This is a genomic window from Frigoribacterium salinisoli, assembly GCF_054781095.1.
Map to the genome: position 1 here is coordinate 1,119,037 of NZ_BAAGVB010000001.1, position 19,775 is coordinate 1,138,811.

Below are 19,775 nucleotides of genomic sequence, written 5' to 3' on the forward strand. Positions count from 1 at the left end.
TGCGCCCCCTCCCGACCGCGGCGGGGCGCAGCGGCCGTAACACGCCCCGGCCACGGGGCACGATGGAGCACCCATGGACTGGCAGAGCACACCCGAGGACACGGTCCCGTCGAGCGTCGTCCGCGAGCGCGACCGGCTCGCCATGCTCGGGCGCCCGCCCGCGACCGGCGCGTGGCGCGACGGCGACGACCCCGGCGACCGTCGCTTCGTCGTCGTGGACGACCTGCCGCTGGAGTCGGGCCAGGTCCTGCCCTCCCCCCGCCTCGCCTACGAGACCTGGGGCACCCTCGACGAGGACGCGGGCAACGCCGTCCTGCTGCTGCACGCGCTGACGGGCGACAGCCACGTCCTCGGTCCGGCCGGTCCCGGGCACCCGACCGCGGGCTGGTGGCCGGGGGTCGTGGGGCCCGGCCTCGCGATCGACACCGATCGCTGGTTCGTCGTCGCCCCCAACATGGTCGGCGGCTGCCAGGGCAGCACCGGGCCGTCGTCGTTCGCGCCCGACGCGCTCGAGTGGGGGTCGAGGTTCCCGCGGCTGACGATCCGCGACCAGGTCGCCGCCCAGGTGGCGTTCGCCGACCGGCTCGGCCTGTCGCGCTGGGCGGCCGTCGTCGGCGGGTCGATGGGCGGCATGCACGCCCTCGAGTGGGGCGTCGGCCACCCCGACCGCGTCGAGCGCCTCGCCGTGCTCGCGGCCCCGCCCGTAGCCAGCGCCGACCAGATCGCCCTCAACACCGTCCAGGTCGAGGCGATCCGCATGGACGCCGCCTGGCGTGACGGCGACTACCACGAGGCCCTCGACGGCGAGGGCCCGCACCGGGGCCTCGCCCTGGCCCGCCGCATGGCCCTGCTCAACTACCGCTCTCCGCACGAGCTCAACGCCCGGTTCGCGCGCCGGTGGCAGAGCGAGCTCTCGCCGCTGTCGCAGGGCGGCCGGTTCCAGGTCGAGAGCTACCTGGACTTCCACGGCAACAAGTTCACCCGCCGGTTCGACGCCGGCAGCTACGTGACGCTCCTCGGCGCGATGAACGCGCACGACGTGGGCCGCGAGCGCGGGGGCCTCGCCGCCGCCCTCGGGCGGGTCTCCGCCCGCACCCTCGTGCTCGGCATCGACAGCGACCGGCTGTTCCCCGTCGAGGACCAGGAGCGCATCGCCGCGCACCTGCCCGACGCGCTCGACGGACGTCGCGCCACGGTCATCACCAGCGAGTTCGGCCACGACGGGTTCCTCATCGAGGACGACGCCGTCGGGCACCACCTGCGACGCCTCCTGGCAGACTGACCTGTCCCCAGGACCCTCGAAAGGGGCCGAGGTGTGGAAGAGTGTCGGTGTCCGCACCGATCGCGGACCAGGACGACGGCGGCAGGACGGGCATGGACCTCTTCGCGCAGGAGCGTGACCGGCTCCTCCGTGGCACGACGCGCACCCTCGGTCTGGCGTGCGTCGCGGTCACCACCGCGTCGCTGGCCGTGCCGGGCGTCGCCTCCCCCGCGCACCTGCTCGTGCTCGTCCCCTTCGTCCTCGTGCTGGCCGTCTCGCTCTGGCTCGTCGGCGACCGCCCCTCGCGCACCTGGCTCCTCGTCGGCCTCGCCGCCGGCGTCGCCTCGACCGTCGTCGCCGTGCTGCCCTTCGAGGGCAGCTCCGAGAGCGGGCTCGCGACCGCCCTCGTGCCGCTGAGCGGCGGCGCCACCGCGGCGTTCTGCATCGTGCTGGTCTCGAGCCGCTCCCGGCTGGTCGTCGCCGCGGCCGCGTTCGCGGTCACGATCGCCGCCGTCGCGAGCGGCACCGGCACCCTGCTCAGCGCCCCCGTGGCCGGCGTGCTCCTCGGCTGGGCCCTGACGAGCGTCACCGGCCTCTGGATCGCCCGGGCCGTGCCGCGCGCCGCGCGCCGCATCTACGGCATCGGCAACGCGCACCGGGCCGAGCGCCAGGCCAGCGAGACCGAGGCCCAGCGTCGCCAGGGCGCGCGACTGCTGCACGACACCGTGCTCGCGACCCTCACCCTCCTGGCGCACTCCGGCTTCGGGGTCACCCCGCAGGCGCTGCAGCTGCAGGCGGCGGAGGACGCCCGCCTGCTCCGCCACCTTCGCCTCGGCGGCACGCCCCAGCCGCAGGCCTCGGGCGACTACTCCCTCGAGACCGTCGAGGAGAGCCCCCTGGGCCAGACCCTCGAGTCGGTCAAGCAGCGCTTCGGCCGCATGGGCCTCGAGGTGAGCTGGCACGGCACCGGCCAGGTGCTGCTGCCCACGCACGTCCTCGACGCGTTCCTGCTCGCCCTCGCCGAGTGCCTCGAGAACGTCAGGCGGCACGCGGGGGTCCCCGAGGCGCACGTCACGATCATCCACGACGAGAAGACCGTCCGGGCCATGGTCACCGACTCGGGCGTGGGCTTCGCGCTCGACGAGGTCGACGAGGAGCGCCTGGGCTTCAAGGAGTCCGTGGTCGGCCGCCTCCGCGAGGTCGGCGGCAGCGCGCGCCTGTTCTCGGCCCCCGGATCGGGCACCACCGTCGTGCTGGAGGCACCCCGATGAGCGTCGACGAACGGACCCTGGGCACCACCGGCGGGCTGCTGCGCGGCCGACGGTCGTCACGCGGCCTGCCGGCCCAGTCCACCGGAGCGCGGTCGCTCCGGCAGGCCCGGCGAGCGGGCGCCACCCTCGGCACTGGCCACCTCGGCCTGGGCGCCGCGGTCGTCGCCGGCCTCCAGGCGCTCTACGGCCTCTTCTTCTTCTTCGTCCACCTGCGGGACTACCCGGACCCGACGCCCGTGCTCCTCGCCTGGATGCTCTACGTCGCGGGGTTCGTCGCGACCGTCGCCTTCGTCCTGGTGCGCGGCGAACAGCTGCCCGGTCCCGTGTTCGCGGGGGTCTGCACGCTGCTCACCGTCGTCGTCGCGCTCGACGTGGTCGCCGTGGCGCCGCTGCACGACTTCGGGGCGTACGCGACCGTGAGCATCTCGGCCGGGTTCGGCCTCCTGCCGGTGGTCACGCTCCGGCCAGGGCGCGAGGTCGCCGTCGCCACGGCCGTGCTCGCCGCGGTGCTCGTCACGGCCATCGTCGTGACCACCCCGCTCACGGCCGAGACGGCTCCCCGCCAGCTCGCGGCCCTGTCGCTCGCCGTGCTCCCGCCCGCGGTCGCCGCCCACGTCGTGCACCGGTTCCGGCGCATGGTGCAGGTCGAGCTCGACCGGGTGCTCGTCGCCAGCAACACGAGCCAGCCGCGCTTCGCGGTCGGCATGCTCGCCAGCGACGAGCTCGCCCGGCTCGACCTGGCCGCCGAGAAGCTCCTCGACGGCGTCGCCTCGGGCGACGTGCCCCTGCCGCTGACGCCCACCGTCGCCTCGCAGGCGGCCTCGCTCGCGACCGAACTGCGCCTGCACCTCATCGAGGGGCGCCGCGAGACCTGGCTGTACCACGCGGTCACCGAGTCGGAGTACCTGGGGCGGGCCGTCACGCTCGTCGACCCGTCGTCGCTCGCGGGCCTCCTGGCGCCGCCGCAGCGCGACGGCCTGCTGCAGGCCGTCTGGCTGCTGCTGGGCGACAAGCAGTCCCGGCGACCCGGCACCACCATCACGCTCACGCTCGGCCCCATCGCCACCGCCGCCGTCTCGGCCGCGGGCCGGACCGTCGAGGTGCCGATCACGATCACGACCACGGGCATCCGGCGCAACCGCGTCGTGCCCGCCGCCTGGGCCGCCCTGGACCGCGTCGGCGGCTGCACGGTCGCCAACGTCGACTCGAGCGTGGAGGTCACCGTGACCTGCCTCGTCGAGGCGCCCGCCGAGAGCTGACGCGCGACGCCCCGCCGCGTGCCGCACCCCTGCAGGGTGCAACGACTCGTCTAGCATGGACGAGCCCGCAGGATCCGCACCTCCCACCGATCGAAGGACCACGCCGTGTCAGAGCCAGACGCCCGCATCCGCCTCGCCCTGGTCGACGACCACAAGATGCTGCTCGGCGCGCTGAGCGAATGGATCCGCGGGGCCGCCAGCGACATCACGATGGTCGCCGCGGTGGCCTCCTGGCCCGAGCTGCTCACGCACCCCGAGTTCCCCGTCGACGTCGTGCTCCTCGACCTCGACCTCAAGGACGCGATCCCGATCTCGCTCAAGATCAACACCCTCAAGACCACGGGCGTCAAGACCGTGCTCATGAGCACCTACTCCGAGCCGAACGTCGTCCGTGAGGCCCTCGCGGCCGGCGCCCTCGGCTACCTCGTCAAGAGCGAGGACGCCGACATGATCGTCGAGGCGATCCGCTCGGCCTCGAAGGGCGAGTCGTACATCTCCGCCGAGCTCGACCTGGCGCTCAACGCGGCCGAGGTCGGCGGCGTGCCGAAGCTCAGCGCGCAGGAGCGCCGCGTCATGGCGCTCTACGGCGGCGGCGAGCCGGTCAAGGCCGTCGCCTACCAGCTGGGCATCAGCGAGGAGACGGCGAAGAGCTACCTCAAGCGCATCCGCGAGAAGTACCGCGTGGCCGGCTACGACGTGGGCACGAAGGTGGCCCTGCGCAAGCGCGCGATCCAGGACGGCATCCTGCTGCAGACCGACGAGCCGGCCCAGACCGCGTTCTGACGCGCACCGCTCCCCCGCTCCGACGACGACGGCGCGGCCCCGCCCGGGGCCGCGCCGTCGCCACGTGGGGCCCCGCGGATCAGACGCGGACGGCCTCGCGGGAGCCGGTGTCGGTGCCGACCTCGCCGTCGACGTCGCCGGGGGCGCCGAGGATCGACGGCGACACGGCCTGGCGGCGGTCGCTGGCGCGCTGCAGGCCGAAGCTGACGACGGTGAGCACGACGCCCGCCACCGCGAGCACGACGCCGACCCAGCCCGGGGCACCGAAGCCGAAGCCGGCGGCGATGACGGCGCCGCCGAGGTACGCGCCGAAGCTGTTCCCGAGGTTCATGGCCGAGTGGTTGAGCGCGGCACCGATGACCTGGCTCTCGCCCGCGACCTCCATGAGCCGCGACTGGATCGACGGTCCGACCATCGAGCCGACGAAGCCGACGAAGAACGTCGTGACGAAGATGCCGACGATGAACTCCGACAGCAGGGCGTACGCGGTGAGCGAGGCGATGAGGCCCACGAAGCCCGTGTAGAGCGCCCCGCGCAGGGTGCGGTCGGCCAGCCAGCCACCGAAGACGTTGCCGAAGGTCATGCCCACGCCGACGGTGACCAGGACCCACGGGACCACGCCCTCCGCGGCTCCTGCGCCCTCGGTGACGGCGTTGGCGATGTAGCTGTAGACGGCGAAGAAGCCGCCGAAGCCGATCGCACCGATGCCCATGACGAGCCAGACCTGCGGCACCTTGAACGCGCTCAGCTCGCGCTTCATCGAGGCTGCGGAGTCGCCGCCCTGGTCCGGCACGGCCGCCGAGACGGCCACGAAGGTGAGCGCGAAGATCGCCGCGACGGCGAGGTAGGCGACGCGCCAGCCGGACTGCTGTCCGAGCCAGGTGATGGCGGGCACGCCGACGACGTTGGCGATGGTGAGCCCGCTGAGCACGAGCGCGACGCCCTTGCCCCGGTTGCCGGGCCCCATGATGCTCGCCGCGACGATCGAGGCGATGCCGAAGTAGGCGCCGTGCGGCAGGCCGGCGACGAAGCGCGCGCCCAGCACCCAGCCGAACGTCGGCAGCAGGGCCGAGGCGATCGTGCCGAGCGTGAACGCCGCGAGCAGGCCGAGCAGGAGCTTCTTCTTGGGCAGGTGCGACGACATCGCCGCGATGGTCGGCGCCCCCACGACGACGCCGAGCGCGTAGGCGCTGACGAGCCAGCCGGCCTGGGCGATGCCCTCGTCGCTGTTCGCGTCGTAGAGGCGGGGCAACAGGTCTTGCGCGATGTTCGGCAGGAGGCCCATGGCCACGAACTCGGTCGAGCCGATGCCGAAGCCGCCCAGGGCGAGGGCGATCAGGGCGAACGTCTTGTGGCGGGTGCTGAGCTCGGTCACGGGCGGCTGCCTTCGCTGGTCGGGAGGAGAGGTTCGGGTGGTGCCGGGGTGGTGCCGGGCTCTCCGTCGAGCAGGGCGGTGCGCCCGTCGGACGGGACGACGTCGATCGTATCGATTCGACACCGTCCTGTGAAGCGGGGTCGTCCGATCCGCGCGTCACGGCATCTCCCGTCCCCTAGGGTCGTCCCCATGACGAGGGGGAGGCTCGCGCGGGCCACGGCCGTGGTCCTGGCGACGGCCGCCCTGCTGTCGGGCTGCGCCCTGTTCCCCGACGCCGAGGGTGCGCTCGACGACCTCCGCTCGTGGGCCGCCGAGCAGGAGGCGGTGGTCGGCGTCGTCGACGCGGACGTGCGCGCGACGAACGCGGCGAACCCCTTCTCCCGAGACTCCGAGGGGTCCGCCACGATCGTCCTCGACGACGACGCCGAGCCCGACGACGTCGCCCGCGTCGCGCGGGACGCCCGCGGGTGGGCGCGAGCGCACCCCGATCCGCCCCTGATGCTGCGCGTCGAGGGCCCTGGCGGTGCCGTGGACGTGACCGACGACGCCGAGGTGCTCGACGCCGCCCTCGTGCTCGTGGCCGAGGCGGCGGGCGACCCGGACGTCACCGGCCTCGACGTCGACGTCGACGCCGTCCTCGGGCGCACGCACGTCGTCGTCCGGCGCGCGCAGGAGGCACCACCCGGCGGGACGTGGACGGCCTGGGCAGCGCACGTGGCCGCCGGCACGGCCCTCACGGCGGCCGGACGGTCGGCCGTCACGCTCGAGGTCTCCCTGCCCGCGCCCGACGCTCGCGCCGACGCCGCCTCCCGGACCGTCGCCGGCCAGGGGCTCGCCCGCGAGGCGTCGGTGCACGCCGCGCGCGGGGCACGCACCGTGGTCGGCGGCCTCGCCGGGTCCGAGGTGCCCGACCTGGCCTGGCTCGAGGCGGTCGACGAGGTCCCCGGCGTGATCGGCTGGACCGTCGACGGCACGTCGGCGCGCGTGGGCGTCCCGGACCGCACCAGGCTCCTGGCGGTCGAGAGCGCCGTGCGCGCCCTGCCCGGCGACGGGGCGCCCGACGACCTCCACCTCGTCTACGGCGACGTCGACGTGACCTCGGGCGACGGTGCCGTCACGCCGACCCGTCGCCTCTGGGCGCAGCTCGACGGGACCGCCCCGACGCGAGCCGTCGAGGTCGGCGAGGGCGTCGTCCCGCCCGGGCAGGAGGTCGAGGACCGCCTCGAGGCCACGACCGCCGGGCCTCGGCTGGCCCTGGCGCTGCGCTCCGCCATCGAGGGCGACGCGGAGCTCGCCGAGGTGGTGCTCTCCCTGCGGGTGCTGGCAGCGCCGACGTCGGGTGCGCCCAGCTCGACCACGCCGCCGGGCTCGTCGGGCTCGTCGGGCTCGTCGGGCGAGGTGCTCGTGCAGGGGACGTCGGCGGGGCGGGCGGCGGTCGTCCTGCCCGAGCTCACGGACCTCCTGCGCTCGCCGGACGCGGTCACGGTCCTCCTGCGCCGCGACGGGGCGGTCGACGTCTCGACGGGCGTCGCCACGACGGACGAGCGCCTCGTGCGGGTCGCCGACGCCCTGCGCACCGTGCCGGACGGCACCGCGGTCAGCATCGACTTCAGCCCACGAGAGCGGTCCCGCGTCGGCCAGGACGACACCGAGATCGGGCCGCCCCTCCGCCTGTCGTTCGTCGCCGCACGGCACCTCGACGTCGGCGACGTCGAGACCGGCGGCTCGCGCGTGCCCGACGACGGCGAGGCCGAGCAGTCCCGGGCGTGGACCGAGGCCTTCGTCGTCGCCTGGAACGCCCGCTGAACCAGGACGAGCGTTCCCGAGCCGGGCTGGGCCGGGCTCAGGCCTGCTGGGCCCCGAGCGCCGTCTCGAGCCGCTCGAGCTTGCCGTCGAGCTCACCGGTGCGGCCGGGGCGGATGTCGGCCTTGAGCACGAGCGACACCCGGGTGCCGAACGGCGCGACGGCCTCGGTGGCGGCCTTGACGACGGCCATGACCTCGTCCCACTCGCCCTCGAGCTCCGTGAACATCGACGAGGTGCGGTTCGGCAGGCCCGAGGCGCGCACCACGGCGACCGCGGCGGCGACGGCGTCGTGCACGGAGGCGTCGGCGGCGGCGGACGGACCGCCGGAGGGGGCGACGGAGAAGGCGACGATCATGCGGTCAGTCTGGCACCGCCTCCTGCGCCGCGGGAGGGTCGCAGGTGCCACCGCGCCCCGTCCCGTGCACCGCACCCCCGCGCGACGGGGTGCGGTGCGCGAGGCACGGCGCGCATCCGCCCTTCCCGCGCGGGCCCGCGCCTGGCATCATCGCGGCATGGGCCTGCGCTGGTACTCCGTCGTCGTCGACTGCTCCGACCTGCACGCGCAGGCGCGCTGGTGGGCCGAGACCCTCGGCTGGCAGCTCGTCTTCGAGGCCGACGACGAGGCGGCCGTCGTGCCGCCGCACGCCGTCGACGACGGCCGCGACATCCCGCTCGACGAGCAGCCGCAGGGCCTCGTGTTCGTCCCGGTGCCCGAGGGCAAGACGGTGAAGAACCGGCTGCACATCGATCTCGCGCCCGGTCCCGACGACGACCAGGCCGAGCAGGTCGCGGCCCTCGTCGCCCGCGGGGCGACCCGCGTCGACGTGGGTCAGGGCGACGAGACCTGGGTGGTGCTCGCCGACCCCGAGGGCAACGAGTTCTGCGTGCTGTCGCCCCGCGACTGACCGGGGCCGGTGCGGGGGGCGCGACCCGCGCCTCCTGCCGCCCGCCACAGGGCGCGGCACGCGACGACGAGCATCGCCAGCTCGACGGCGACGCGCACGGTGATGACGGTCACCATCCACGGCTGCGCCGTGACGAGCGCGTCGTAGTGCTCGGGATAGACGACCTGCGTGAGGGCCGCGGCGGCGAGCGCGAGCGCGGTCGGCAGCGCCACGGGCGGTCCACCGCGGCGGACGAGCACGAGGCCGAGCACCGTCGGCACGGCCAGCCAGGCGACGAACTGCGGGGACCCCACCTTGTTGGTGACGATGAGGGCGACCACCAGCGCCGTCGCGAGGGGGCTCAGGAGGTCCGCCCCGCCCGCCCCCGCCCGGAGCGCCCGCCACGCCAGCAGCAGCACCCCCAGCACGGCGAGCGCCATGAGGGGCGTGCCGAGCCGCGCGGCCAGGGCCACCCCGTCGCCGGCCACCTGGTACGTGATGATCTCGTGGTCGAAGTAGACGCGGCTGCCCGGGACCCCGAGGGCCACCCGCCAGAGGGCGAGCGTGGCCAGGGGCGACTCGAGCTGCAGGCCCCGCCCGCTCTGCTGCGTGATCGGCCCGAACACGGTGGCGCCACTGCCCAGGGCGAGCGAGACCGCGACGACGACGCCCGAGGTGCCGCCGGCCCCGGCGAGCACCCGCCACCACCCTCGCCCCCGCAGGGCGAGCGCGCCCGCGAGCACGAGAGCCGCCGGCCACACCTTGGTCCACGCGCCGACCGCGAGCACGACGCCCGCGAGCGCCGGGCGGCTCAGCAGCAGCAGGGCGCCGACGAGCGCCACGGGCACGGTGACGGCGTCGACGCGGACGAGCGCGATGGGGCCGAGCAGGGCGAGGAACGCGATCCACCCCCACGCCGGTCCCGGCGAGGGGGCCACGCGCCGGAGGACCGCGAACGCCGCGACGTCGAGCACCAGCACGAGGACGAGCCACACCTCGGCGACGGCCCCGACGCCGGCCACGAGCGAGAGCAGCATCGGCAGCAGCGCGAGCAGCGGGTACACCCAGGGCACGTCGACGCCGACCCAGCCGTCGCCGTCGAGGCCCCGCTGCACCCAGCCCGGGTAGACGGCCGTCACGTCGCCCATCGGCTGGCGCGCGCTGAGGAGCGCCTGCGCCGAGACGAGCACGTGCACGAGCACGAAGGCGGTCCACAGCACGAGCGGGCGGCTGGCCAGCGCGCGCAACCCGGCGACGGGTGCTGCGGTCGTCGACATGTGTCGAGGCTAACCGCCGCGGCCGCGGGCCAGGGGCCGGACCGCACGAGGCCGGTGCAGGAGGCCCCGCCCACCCCTCCTGCACCGGTCGCGGTCCGGCGGTCCCCGCGTCACGGGACGTCGCGCTGCGCGGCGACCGTCGCGCAGCGCACTATCCTCGTGCGCATGCCCCGCCCTGCCCTCCGCCGCCTCGCCGCCGCGGCCTCCGCGCTCGCCCTCGTGACCACGCTCGCCGCGTGCGCGCCTTCGGACGGCTCCGACGGTGCGTCAGGAGGCTCGGGCACGATCACCGAGGGCACGCTCACCATCGCGACGGGCGAGCCCGCCTACAGCCCGTGGGTGGAGGGCGACGACCCCGCCTCGGGTGAGGGCTACGAGGCGGCCGTGGCCTACGCCGTCGCCGAGCGGCTCGGCTACGACCGCGACGACGTCGAGTGGGTGCGCTCCACCTTCGACCAGGCGATCGCGCCCGGCCCGAAGGACTTCGACCTCAACCTCCAGCAGTTCTCGATCACCGACGAGCGCCGTCGGGCCGTCGACCTGTCGTCGCCCTACTACGAGACGCAGCAGGCCGTCGTCGCCCTGCCCGACACCCCTGCCGCCGACGCGTCGAGCCTCGACGACCTGGCCGGCCTGGCGATCGGCGCCCAGGGCGGCACCACGAGCTTCACGGCCGCCGAGTCCGTCATCGACCCCGACTCCCCCGTGCAGGCCTACAACTCGAACGACGACGCCAAGGCCGCGCTCGAGTCGGGCCAGGTCGACGCGATCGTGCTCGACGTGCCCACCGCGACGTACTTCGTCGAGGGCGGCGTCGTCCTGGGCCAGCTGCCCGCCGCCGAGGGCACGAGCGACGAGCTCGGCATCGTGCTGCCGCTGGGCAGCGACCTCACCGACGAGGTGACCGCCGCCGTCGACGCCCTCCGCGCCGACGGCACCCTCGACGAGCTGCAGTCGCAGTGGCTCGCCGACTACGACCTGCAGGAGCTCTCGTAGCGCCCCGCGCCGGGGCGGGCGTCGTCCGCCACGGCGTCGACGGGCCTCCTGTCAGCGAGCTCGAGCTGGAGCGCCGCGCCTGGCGGCGACGGCAGTCGACGCGCTCGGTCGCGATCGCGGGCGTCAGCACCGTCGCCTTCGCGGTCGTCGCCTGGCTCGCCGTGACGAGCACGCCGGGCTGGGAGCAGGTGCGCTTCAGCTTCTTCGACGGCGCGACCTTCGCGTCGGCGTTCCCCCGCGTGATCGAGGGCCTGTGGCTCAACGTGCGCGTGCTCGTCGTCGCGGTGCTGGGCGTGGCCGTGCTGTCGACCGTGCTCTCCGCGCTGCGGACGCTGCGCGGCCCCGTGTTCTTCCCGGTGCGGGCGCTCGTGCGCGGCTACACCGACCTCTTCCGCGGGCTGCCGCTCATCATCGTGCTCTACCTCGTCGGCTTCGGCGTGCCCGGGCTCGGCCTCGGGATCCCCCGGCTGCCCGCCGAGGTCTGGGGCACCCTCGCGCTGATCCTCACCTACTCGGCCTACGTGTCCGAGGTGTTCCGCGCCGGCATCGACGCCGTGCACCCGTCGCAGCGGCTCGCCGCGCGCTCGTTGGGCCTCGGGCACGCGGGCACGCTCCGGCTCGTGGTGTTCCCGCAGGCCCTGCGCAAGGTGACGCCCGCGCTGCTCAACGACGTCGTCTCGCTGCAGAAGGACGTCGGCCTCATCTCGGTCCTCGGCGCCGTCGACGCCGTCCGCGCTGCGCAGATCGAGACCGCCTCGGCGGCGAACTTCACGCCCTACGTGCTGGCCGGGCTGCTCTTCGTGCTGCTCGCCCTGCCCACGCTGTGGCTGACCGACTGGGCGAGCGCTCGACTGCGCCGCCGCGAGCAGGCAGGGAGCGTCGTGTGACCGGGTCGACCCGACGGGGGCGCGCCGCGCCTCCTGCGCAGGAGGCCGCGGACGGCCCCGTCCTGCGCCTCCAGGGGGTGCGCAAGGCGTTCGGCGACGTCACCGTGCTCGACGGCATCGACCTCGACGTCGAGCGCGACGAGGTCGTCGCCCTCATCGGGGCGAGCGGCTCCGGCAAGTCGACGCTGCTGCGCACCGTGAACCTGCTCGAGACGATCGACGACGGCCGGATCCTCCTCCGCGGAGACGACATCAGCGACCCGCGGGTGCGCGTGGACGCCGTCCGGGCGGCCATCGGCGTGGTCTTCCAGCACTACAACCTGTTCCCGCACCTGTCGGTGCTCGACAACGTCGCGCTCGCCAGCCGCCACGTGCTGAAGCAGCCGCGTGCCGAGGCCGAGGCGCGCGCCCGGGAGGTGCTCGAGCGCGTCGGCCTCGGCGACAAGGCGGGCGCCTACCCCGACCGGCTCTCGGGCGGACAGCAGCAGCGCGTCGCCATCGCCCGGGCCCTGGCGCCGCGGCCGGCCGTGCTGCTGCTCGACGAGGTCACGAGCGCGCTCGACCCCGAGCTCGTCGGGGAGGTGCTCGACCTCGTGCGCACGCTCAAGCAGGTGGGCACGACGATCCTCATGGCGACGCACGAGATGGCGTTCGCGCGCGACGTCGCCGACCGCGTGGTGTTCCTCGACCAGGGGCGCATCGCCGAGCAGGGCACGCCGCAGCAGGTCTTCGGGGCACCGAGGGCCGAGCGCACCAAGGAGTTCCTGGCACGCCTCTCGCTCGGCTGAGCCGCGGCGGCCCCCTCGCGGGCAGCTCCCAGCCGACCGAGAGGTGGACGCGTCACCCTCTTCTCGGCAGCACCGACCGCACCGATCCCCCGCCCGCCCGAGGGCGCCCACCGCAGGAGACCGACGTGAAGAAGAAGACCACCATCGTCCTGGCCGTCACCGCCGTCGTCGTCGTCGGCCTCGGCGCCACCGCCGCGATCGCGGGCCCGGCCTTCTACCGCGACGTGATCGTCGGCGAGCCCTCCGCGGCCCCCACCGTCTCGGTCACGCCCGGCAGCACGTCGATCGCCGCCGACGACGTCTCGGGCGACTGGTCGATCGGGGCCGGCAGCACCGCCGGCTACCGCCTCGACGAGGTCCTCAACGGCACCGACGTCACGGTCGTCGGCACCACCGACGAGGTCAGCGGCACCGTGACCGTCGACGGCGACACCGTGACGGCGGCGACCGTGACGGTCGACGTCGCGAGCATCGCGACCGACAGCGGCAACCGCGACCAGTACTTCCGCAACGTGGCGCTCGAGACCGAGCAGTTCCCCACGGCGACGTTCACGCTCGCCGAGCCCATCGACGCGGCCGTGCCCGCCGACGGTCAGGTCGAGACCGTGCGGGCCACGGGCGACCTCACGATGCACGGCGTGACGCAGCGCGTGACGGTCGACCTGCAGGCGGCGCTCTCGGGCGACGGCGTGCAGGTGAGCGGGGCCGTCCCGGTGACCTTCTCGGACTACGGCGTCGAGGCGCCCAGCCTCGGCTTCGTCGAGGTGGAGGACACGGGCACGGTGGAGTTCCTCGTGGCGGCGACCCCCGCCTCCTGACCCGCGCTGGGGAGCGTCAACGCACGAGCTCCGCGACGGTCGCGGGGAGAGCGTCGACCAGGCCGAGCACCGTGAACGGCCCTCCCCCGCTGGCACGGCGGGCGGCGAGCCCGTGCACGACGGCGGCGCTGGCGGCCAGGCGGGCGAGCGCGCCGGGGTCGTCCTGCGCCTCCTGCGCGTGGGTGGCGACGAGCGCGCCGAGCACGCCCCCGAGGGCGTCGCCGGAGCCCGCGGTCGCGAGCCAGGAGGTCCCGCTCGCGGCGACGAGGTGGGTCCCGTCGGGCGCCGCGACATGGGTGCGGTGCCCCTTGACGAGCACCGTGCAGCCCCAGGCGTCGGCCGCGCGCACGGCAGCGGCACCGGGATCGGCCGCGACGTCGTCGACCTCCTGCCCCGTCGCCCGCGCCAGCTCCCTGAAGTGCGGGGTCAGCACGACCGGCCCCGTCGCGCGCTCGCGCAGCGGGATCGCGCCCGCGTCGAGCACGAGCGGCAGGCCGGAGGCGGCGGCCTCGTCGAAGCGCCCCGCCGTCACGTCGTCGAGGCGGTCGGGGTCGACGCCCGAACCCAGCAGCCAGGCCTGCACCCGGCCGGGGCTCGTGACGGCCTCCGGACGGCGCTGCAGCACGAACGACGCCGCCCGCTCGGGACCGACGTAGCGGAGCATGCCGACCCCCGTGTGCAGGGCCGCCTCGACGCCGAGCACGGCGGCGCCCGGGTACTCGTCGCTGCCGGTCGCGACGCCGAGCACGCCGCGCGAGTACTTGTCGTCGTCGGCGCGGGGCACGGCGATCCAGGCGGAGGCGTCGGTCGGGGTCCAGTCGGTGGGCTCGCTCATGCGCTCGACGGTAGTCGGGCGGCGCGCCCCGACGCGCGGACGCGCACCCCGACGCGCGGCCGCGGGGCCCGCGGGGCGGCCCCGGGAACACCCGCACCGCCTCGCGCGTTGCCCGACACGTGACCACGACGACCAGCCCCGACTCCCCCGCCCGCCCCGAGAGCGCCCTCTTCGCGCCGATCACGCTGCGCGACGCGACCTTCCGCAACCGCCTGTGGGTGGCGCCCATGTGCCAGTACTCGGTCGAGCGCGAGGACGGCGTCCCCACCGACTGGCACCTCGTCCACCTCGGCGCGCTGGCCCGCGGCGGTGCCGGTGCCGTCATCGCCGAGGCGACGGCGGTCGTGCCCGAGGGCCGCATCTCGCCGCAGGACCTCGGCCTCTGGGACGACGAGCAGCAGGAGGCGTTCACGCGCATCACGGCGTTCCTCCGCGAGCAGGGCACGGTCCCCGGCGTGCAGCTGGCGCACGCGGGCCGCAAGGCGTCGACCTACCGCCCCTGGTCCGAGGTGCAGGGCACGGTCCCGGCGAGCGAGGGCGGCTGGTCGACGGTCGCCCCCTCGGCCGTCGCGTTCGAGGGCTACGAGGCGCCGCGCGAGCTGACCGGCGACGAGGTCGAGGCCGTCGTCGAGGCGTTCCGCGCCTCCGCCCGCCGCGCGGTCGACGCCGGCTTCGGGCTCGTCGAGCTGCACGCGGCGCACGGCTACCTGCTGCACCAGTTCCTCTCGCCGCTGAGCAACCTCCGCACCGACGCGTGGGGCGGCTCGCTCGAGGGCCGCGCCCGCCTCCTGCTCGAGGTCGTCCGGGCCGTGCGGGCCGAGGTCGGCGAGGGCTTCCCGTTGCTGGTCCGCTTCTCGGCGACCGACTGGGCCGAGGGCGGCTGGGACGAGCACGACACCGCGACCGTCGCGGGATGGGCGCAGGAGGCCGGGGCCGACCTGTTCGACATCTCCACCGGAGGCCTCGTGGCCGGCGTGAGCATCCCCGTGGGGCTCGGCTACCAGGTGCGGTTCGCCGAGCACGTGCGCCGCGAGGCCTCGGTCGGGACGGGGGCCGTCGGCCTCATCGTGTCGGCCGAGCAGGCGGAGGAGGTCGTCGCCTCCGGGCGTGCCGACGTCGTGCTCATGGCGCGCGAGTTCCTCCGCGACCCGCACTTCCCGCTGCGGGCGGCCGCCGAGCTGGGCGTCGAGCTGGACTACTGGCCGGCCCAGTACCAGCGCGCGCCGTTCCGCCGGGCCTGACCCGCGGCTCCTGCCCCAGGGGCACGACGAGAGCGCCCCACCGGTCGGACCGGTGGGGCGCTCCCGTGCGTCGGGCGGCGTGCCGCGCGTCGGGTCAGAAGGCCCGACGGCGGGTGGCGTCCTGGACCTCGCCGATGAGCTCCTCGAGGATGTCCTCGAGGAACAGCACGCCCTTGGTCGTGCCCTGCTCGTCGAACGACCGGGCCACGTGCACGCCGCTGCGGCGCATGGTGGCCAGGGCGTCCTCCAGCTCGGTGCCCTCGTAGATCGAGATGAGCTGCCGGATCCGCTTGGGCGGCACCGGGTCGCTCGACTCGTCCTCGTCGAGGTCGATGACGTCCTTGAGGTGCAGGTAGCCCGTCGGGTCGCCGGCCTCGTCGACGAGCACGTACCGCGAGAAGCCGTTGCGGGCGACCGCCTGCTCGACGTCGGACGGGGTGGCGTCCTCCGGGAGCGTCACGAGGCCGGGCATGGGCACGGCCACGGCGCGCACCTGCTTGTCGGTGAACTCGAACGCGGCCGTCACCGTGCCGCTCGCGTCGGTGAGGGTCCCCTCGCGCTGCGACTGCGCGACGATCGTCTGCACCTCGTCGACGGTGTACGCGCTGGCCGCCTCGTCCTTGGGCTCGACCTTGAAGATCCGCAGCACCGAGTTCGCCGCCCAGTTGAGCGCGACGACGACGACGTGGAACACCCGCGCGACCGCGACGAGCGGCGGCGCGAGCAGCAGCACGGCCCGGTCCGGCAGCGAGAACGAGATGTTCTTGGGGACCATCTCGCCGAAGACCACGTGCAGGAACGACACGAGCAGCAGCGTGATGACGAAGCCCGCCACCGACACGAACTGCTCGCTGAGCCCCGTGAGGTGCAGCGGCCCCTCGAGCAGGTGGTGGATCGCGGGCTCGGAGACGTTGAGGATCAGCAACGAGCAGATCGTGATGCCCAGCTGCGTCGTCGCGAGCATCATGGTCGCGTGCTCCATGGCCCAGAGCGCCTTGGCGGCGGCCCGGCTGCCCTGCTCGGCGCGCGGCTCGATCTGCGAGCGCTTGGCCGAGATGACGGCGAACTCGGCCGCGACGAAGAACGCGTTGCCCGCGAGCAGCACGACGAGCCAGACGATGCCCCACCAGTCGCCGCTCATCGGGCTCCCTCCTTCGCGCGACGACGCGCACCACGGCGGTCGGCGCTCGTGTCGGCCTCGAGCGAGGCCGCGGACCCGTCGGCGGGCGACCCGGCGGTCGACCGCGAGGCCCCGCCCGCGGACGTCGCACCACCCGCGGCGACCGGCTCGGGCGCTGCGGCCCCGTCGGCCGGGTCGGCGGTCGGCGTGAACCGGATCCGGTCGATGCGGCGCCCGTCGAGGCGCTCCACGCGGAAGGTGCCGTCATCGGTCCCGACGACGTCGCCCTGCCGCGGCAGGCGGCCGAGCTCGCTCATGAGCCAGCCGCCGACGGTCTCGTAGGGGCCGTCCTCGGGCACCTTGACCGAGGCGCGCTCGAGCAGCTCGTCGGGGCGCAGGAGGCCCGGGAAGGTGAGCCAGTTGCGCGAGCGCACGACGTCGACGCGGCTGCGGTCGTGCTCGTCGGACACCTCGCCCACGAGCTCCTCGATGAGGTCCTCCAGGGTCACGACGCCCGCGGTGCCGCCGTACTCGTCGAGCACCACGGCCATCTGGTACCCGCGACCGCGCACCTCGGTGAGCAGCGCGTCGAGGTTCATCGTCTCGGGCACGTTGACGGCGTCGGTCAGCAGGGCGGAGACGGGCACGTCGGCGCGCTTCTCGCGCGGCACCGAGACGGCCTGCTTGACGTGGACGAGGCCCACGACGTCGTCGATGCCCTCGTCGGTCACCGGGAACCGGGACAGGCCGGTGCGGCGCGACTGCTCGAGGACGAACGCGGCGCTGTCGGTGCGCGACACCGTCGTGAGCCGCGGGCGGGGCGTCATGACGTCGGAGGCGGTGTGGTCGCTGAACACGAGGGTGCGCGCCAGCAGCGTGGCCGTGTCCGCGTCGAGGCTGCCCTCGGTCGCCGACCGGCGCACGAGCGAGGAGAGCTCCTGGGCGGTGCGCGCTCCGGAGAGCTCCTCCTTCGGCTCGATGCCGATGGAGCGCAGGATCGCGTTCGCCGTGTTGTTGAGCAGCGCCACGGCGGGCCGGAACACCGTCGTGAAGAGCACCTGGAACGGGATCACGAGCTTCGCCGTCTGCCGGGGCAGGGCGAGCGCGAAGTTCTTGGGCACGAGCTCGCCGATGACCATGGACAGCAGCGTCGCCACGACGACCGAGACGATCGGGGCGCCGACGGCGACCACGCCCTCGGGGACGCCGAGCGCCGTCGCGGGCCGTGCGAGCAGCCGCGAGAAGGCGGGCTCCATCGTGTAGCCCGTGAGGAGCGTCGTGAGGGTGATGCCGAGCTGGGCGCTGGACAGGTGCGTCGACGTGATGCGCAGGGCGCCGATGGTGGGCGCGAGGCCCTTCTCACCGCGCTCCTGCCGGGCCTCGAGGTCGGAGCGGTCGAGGTTGACGAGCGAGAACTCGCTCGCCACGAAGAGACCGGTGCCGACCGTGAGCAGGAGGCCGACCGCGAGCAGGATCCACTCGTTCACCGGAGGTGCTCACCCCGCTGACGAGGACCGGGGTGAGGGCCGGGATGGTGACCGGGTGAGCGCTGGGCAGAGGGAGGTTCGTCCATGAGACGACGATCCTACCCCGTGCTGCCCACCCGCCGGCAGCGCTCGTGAGCGTCCGTCACCAACTGACGGGGAGCGCCTTGCCCTCCTCGTAGCCGGCCGCCGACTGCACGCCCACGAGGGCCCGCTCGGCGAACTCGGCGAGGCTCGTGGCACCGGCGTAGGTGAACGAGCTGCGCACGCCCGCGGTGATCATGTCGAGGAGGTCCTCGACCGACGGGCGCAGCGGGTCGAGCATGATGCGGGACGACGAGATGCCCTCGGCGAAGAGCGTCTTGCGGGCGAGCTCGTAGGGGTCGAGGCGCTCGAAGCGGCCCTGGACCGCCTTGGTCGAGGCCATGCCCCAGCTCTCCTTGTAGAGGGCACCGGAGGCGTCGGTGGCGAGCTCGCCGGGAGCCTCGACGGTGCCGGCGAACCACGACCCGATCATGACGCTCGAGGCGCCGGCCGCGAGGGCGAGCGCCACGTCGCGCGGGTAGCGCACGCCGCCGTCCGCCCACACGTGGGCACCGAGGGCGCGCGCCGCGGCGGCGGTCTCGAGCACCGCGGAGAACTGGGGGCGGCCCACGGCCGTCATCATGCGCGTCGTGCACATGGCGCCGGGACCGACGCCGACCTTGACGACGTCGGCGCCCGCGGCGACGAGGCTGCGGACGGCGCTCTCGGTGACGACGTTGCCCGCCACGAGCGGCAGGCCCAGCCGCTCGTCGGCGACGGCGCGCAGGGCGCGCAGCATGCCCTCCTGGTCGCCGTGCGCGGTGTCGAGCACGAGCACGTCGACCCCCGCGGCGGCGAGCGCCCTGGCCTTGCCGGCGACGTCGCCGTTGATGCCGACGGCCGCGGCGACGCGGAGGCGCCCGTCGCCGTCGAGCGCGGGACGGTAGATCGTCGAGCGCAGCGCGCCCTTGCGGCTGACGGTGCCGACGACGCGGCCGTGCCGCAGCACGGGCGCGAACTCGAGGTCGGCGGCGACGAGCCGGTCGAAGGCCTCGCGCGGGCCGCTGACGTCGTCGGCGTCGAGCGAGGTGAGGGCACCGTGCAGCAGGTCGCCCAGCACGGCGTCGCGCGGAGCGGTGCCCAGCCGCGAGGCGGCGATGCAGCCGAGGTAGCGGCCGTCGTCGTCGTGCAGCACGATGCCGTGGCCCTCGACGGCGGGCACGGTCCGGAGGGCGTCGGCCACGGTCGACGCCGGCGACAGCGAGAAGGGGGCGTCCCACTCCACGGGCTGGTCCTTGACCCAGCGGATCGCGGCGTCGAGCTCTTGCAGGGGCATGTCCTGGGGCAGCACGCCCAGGCCGCCGCGTCGGGCGAGCGTGGCCGCGAGGCGGGGGCCCGTGACGCTGTTCATGTTGGCGGCCACGATCGGCAGCTGCGCGCCCGTGCCGTCACCGGGCGCGAGCGAGACGTCGAGCCTGCTGGCGACGGCCGACCGGCTGGGCACCAGGAACACGTCGGAGTACGTCAGGTCGTGCGTCGGGGTCGTCTCGTAGAACCGCATGCCACCAGTATCCCGCCAGGAGGCCGGGAGCGGGCCGGGCAGGCGGGCGCGCAGCCCGTGACCGGGGGCGGCGCGGGCTCGGTCCGGCCCGCCGGGCGCGCGTTA

The 19,775-nt window shown here is 74.8% G+C and carries 18 protein-coding genes; 11 read left to right on the forward strand and 7 right to left on the reverse strand.

Annotation, left to right across the window (positions count from 1 at the left end; translation table 11 throughout):
• The first annotated feature begins 73 nt into the window (after positions 1-73).
• From metX to ACYVHQ_RS05275, 4 genes are all read left to right on the forward strand, one after another.
• Positions 74-1,282, forward strand: a complete 1,209-nt coding sequence (gene metX / locus ACYVHQ_RS05260; RefSeq protein WP_460511084.1) for a homoserine O-acetyltransferase MetX — start codon at positions 74-76, stop codon at positions 1,280-1,282.
• Between the two features lie 92 nt (positions 1,283-1,374).
• A complete protein-coding gene (locus ACYVHQ_RS05265; RefSeq protein WP_460511251.1) occupies positions 1,375-2,532 on the forward strand; it encodes a sensor histidine kinase in 1,158 nt (385 codons plus the stop codon).
• Positions 2,529-3,791 carry a hypothetical protein gene (locus ACYVHQ_RS05270; protein WP_460511085.1) on the forward strand — a complete coding sequence of 421 codons (1,263 nt, stop codon included), beginning with the start codon at positions 2,529-2,531 and terminating at the stop codon, positions 3,789-3,791. The genes ACYVHQ_RS05265 and ACYVHQ_RS05270 overlap by 4 nt, the downstream gene beginning before the upstream one ends.
• A 105-nt stretch (positions 3,792-3,896) precedes the next feature.
• Entirely contained in the window at positions 3,897-4,574 is a 678-nt protein-coding gene (locus ACYVHQ_RS05275) for a response regulator (protein WP_460511086.1), read from the forward strand.
• Between the two features lie 79 nt (positions 4,575-4,653).
• On the opposite strand, the gene ACYVHQ_RS05280 is transcribed toward ACYVHQ_RS05275, so the two are convergent.
• Entirely contained in the window at positions 4,654-5,949 is a 1,296-nt protein-coding gene (locus tag ACYVHQ_RS05280; RefSeq protein WP_460511087.1) for an MFS transporter, read from the reverse strand.
• 189 nt (positions 5,950-6,138) lie between these two features.
• On the opposite strand from ACYVHQ_RS05280, the gene ACYVHQ_RS05285 reads away from it, so the two are divergent.
• Complete coding sequence (locus ACYVHQ_RS05285; protein ID WP_460511088.1) at positions 6,139-7,755, forward strand: hypothetical protein; 1,617 nt, start codon at positions 6,139-6,141, stop codon at positions 7,753-7,755.
• Positions 7,756-7,792: 37 nt separating this feature from the next.
• Here the strand turns inward: ACYVHQ_RS05285 and ACYVHQ_RS05290 are convergent, their stop codons facing one another.
• On the reverse strand, positions 7,793-8,110 hold the full coding sequence (locus tag ACYVHQ_RS05290; RefSeq protein WP_460511089.1) for a thiamine-binding protein: 318 nt from the start codon (positions 8,108-8,110) through the stop codon (positions 7,793-7,795).
• Between the two features lie 157 nt (positions 8,111-8,267).
• On the opposite strand from ACYVHQ_RS05290, the gene ACYVHQ_RS05295 reads away from it, so the two are divergent.
• Entirely contained in the window at positions 8,268-8,660 is a 393-nt protein-coding gene (locus ACYVHQ_RS05295; protein ID WP_460511090.1) for a VOC family protein, read from the forward strand.
• Here ACYVHQ_RS05295 and ACYVHQ_RS05300 read toward each other — a convergent pair.
• On the reverse strand, positions 8,585-9,916 hold the full coding sequence (locus tag ACYVHQ_RS05300) for a hypothetical protein (RefSeq protein WP_460511091.1): 1,332 nt from the start codon (positions 9,914-9,916) through the stop codon (positions 8,585-8,587). The genes ACYVHQ_RS05295 and ACYVHQ_RS05300 overlap by 76 nt on opposite strands.
• A gap of 165 nt (positions 9,917-10,081) precedes the next feature.
• Between ACYVHQ_RS05300 and ACYVHQ_RS05305 the strand changes: the two genes are divergently transcribed.
• The 4 genes from ACYVHQ_RS05305 to ACYVHQ_RS05320 all read left to right on the forward strand — a co-directional run bounded on the left by ACYVHQ_RS05305 (position 10,082) and on the right by ACYVHQ_RS05320 (position 13,405).
• Positions 10,082-10,912 carry an ABC transporter substrate-binding protein gene (locus tag ACYVHQ_RS05305; protein ID WP_460511092.1) on the forward strand — a complete coding sequence of 277 codons (831 nt, stop codon included), beginning with the start codon at positions 10,082-10,084 and terminating at the stop codon, positions 10,910-10,912.
• Positions 10,913-10,977: 65 nt separating this feature from the next.
• The gene (locus ACYVHQ_RS05310) at positions 10,978-11,799 is read left to right on the forward strand and encodes an amino acid ABC transporter permease (protein WP_460511252.1); all 822 of its coding nucleotides are present in this window, start codon (positions 10,978-10,980) and stop codon (positions 11,797-11,799) included.
• The gene (locus ACYVHQ_RS05315; RefSeq protein ID WP_460511093.1) at positions 11,796-12,587 is read left to right on the forward strand and encodes an amino acid ABC transporter ATP-binding protein; all 792 of its coding nucleotides are present in this window, start codon (positions 11,796-11,798) and stop codon (positions 12,585-12,587) included. The genes ACYVHQ_RS05310 and ACYVHQ_RS05315 overlap by 4 nt, the downstream gene beginning before the upstream one ends.
• Positions 12,588-12,712: 125 nt before the next feature.
• The gene (locus tag ACYVHQ_RS05320) at positions 12,713-13,405 is read left to right on the forward strand and encodes a YceI family protein (protein ID WP_460511094.1); all 693 of its coding nucleotides are present in this window, start codon (positions 12,713-12,715) and stop codon (positions 13,403-13,405) included.
• 16 nt (positions 13,406-13,421) lie between these two features.
• Here ACYVHQ_RS05320 and ACYVHQ_RS05325 read toward each other — a convergent pair whose 3' ends face one another.
• Positions 13,422-14,240, reverse strand: coding sequence for an ADP-dependent NAD(P)H-hydrate dehydratase (locus tag ACYVHQ_RS05325; RefSeq protein ID WP_460511095.1), 819 nt, complete (start codon positions 14,238-14,240; stop codon positions 13,422-13,424).
• A 119-nt stretch (positions 14,241-14,359) separates the two neighbouring features.
• Here ACYVHQ_RS05325 and ACYVHQ_RS05330 point away from each other — a divergent pair, with 119 nt between their 5' ends.
• Positions 14,360-15,481 (forward strand): NADH:flavin oxidoreductase/NADH oxidase, encoded by a 1,122-nt coding sequence (locus tag ACYVHQ_RS05330; protein WP_460511096.1) that lies wholly within the window; start codon positions 14,360-14,362, stop codon positions 15,479-15,481.
• A 94-nt stretch (positions 15,482-15,575) separates the two neighbouring features.
• On the opposite strand, the gene ACYVHQ_RS05335 is transcribed toward ACYVHQ_RS05330, so the two are convergent.
• The 3 genes from ACYVHQ_RS05335 to guaB1 all read right to left on the reverse strand — a co-directional run bounded on the left by ACYVHQ_RS05335 (position 15,576) and on the right by guaB1 (position 19,670).
• Positions 15,576-16,622, reverse strand: coding sequence for a hemolysin family protein (locus tag ACYVHQ_RS05335; protein ID WP_460511097.1), 1,047 nt, complete (start codon positions 16,620-16,622; stop codon positions 15,576-15,578).
• Positions 16,619-18,088: a hemolysin family protein gene (locus tag ACYVHQ_RS05340; protein WP_460511098.1), complete on the reverse strand. Its 1,470-nt coding sequence runs from the start codon at positions 18,086-18,088 to the stop codon at positions 16,619-16,621. The genes ACYVHQ_RS05335 and ACYVHQ_RS05340 overlap by 4 nt, the downstream gene beginning before the upstream one ends.
• 142 nt (positions 18,089-18,230) lie before the next feature.
• The gene (gene guaB1, locus ACYVHQ_RS05345; RefSeq protein WP_460511099.1) at positions 18,231-19,670 is read right to left on the reverse strand and encodes a GMP reductase; all 1,440 of its coding nucleotides are present in this window, start codon (positions 19,668-19,670) and stop codon (positions 18,231-18,233) included.
• Positions 19,671-19,775 lie beyond the last annotated feature (105 nt).

What these genes read in the sequence shown, in the direction of transcription:
- ACYVHQ_RS05285 (WP_460511088.1), top strand. Translation starts at nt 6,139, where the DNA reads ATGACGAGGGGGAGGCTCGCGCGGGCCACGGCCGTGGTCCTGGCGACG.
- ACYVHQ_RS05290 (WP_460511089.1), bottom strand. Translation starts at nt 8,110, where the DNA reads ATGATCGTCGCCTTCTCCGTCGCCCCCTCCGGCGGTCCGTCCGCCGCC.
- ACYVHQ_RS05270 (WP_460511085.1), top strand. Translation starts at nt 2,529, where the DNA reads ATGAGCGTCGACGAACGGACCCTGGGCACCACCGGCGGGCTGCTGCGC.
- ACYVHQ_RS05305 (WP_460511092.1), top strand. Translation starts at nt 10,082, where the DNA reads ATGCCCCGCCCTGCCCTCCGCCGCCTCGCCGCCGCGGCCTCCGCGCTC.
- guaB1 (WP_460511099.1), bottom strand. Translation starts at nt 19,670, where the DNA reads ATGCGGTTCTACGAGACGACCCCGACGCACGACCTGACGTACTCCGAC.
- ACYVHQ_RS05295 (WP_460511090.1), top strand. Translation starts at nt 8,268, where the DNA reads ATGGGCCTGCGCTGGTACTCCGTCGTCGTCGACTGCTCCGACCTGCAC.
- ACYVHQ_RS05300 (WP_460511091.1), bottom strand. Translation starts at nt 9,916, where the DNA reads ATGTCGACGACCGCAGCACCCGTCGCCGGGTTGCGCGCGCTGGCCAGC.
- ACYVHQ_RS05265 (WP_460511251.1), top strand. Translation starts at nt 1,375, where the DNA reads ATGGACCTCTTCGCGCAGGAGCGTGACCGGCTCCTCCGTGGCACGACG.
- metX (WP_460511084.1), top strand. Translation starts at nt 74, where the DNA reads ATGGACTGGCAGAGCACACCCGAGGACACGGTCCCGTCGAGCGTCGTC.
- ACYVHQ_RS05335 (WP_460511097.1), bottom strand. Translation starts at nt 16,622, where the DNA reads ATGAGCGGCGACTGGTGGGGCATCGTCTGGCTCGTCGTGCTGCTCGCG.
- ACYVHQ_RS05325 (WP_460511095.1), bottom strand. Translation starts at nt 14,240, where the DNA reads ATGAGCGAGCCCACCGACTGGACCCCGACCGACGCCTCCGCCTGGATC.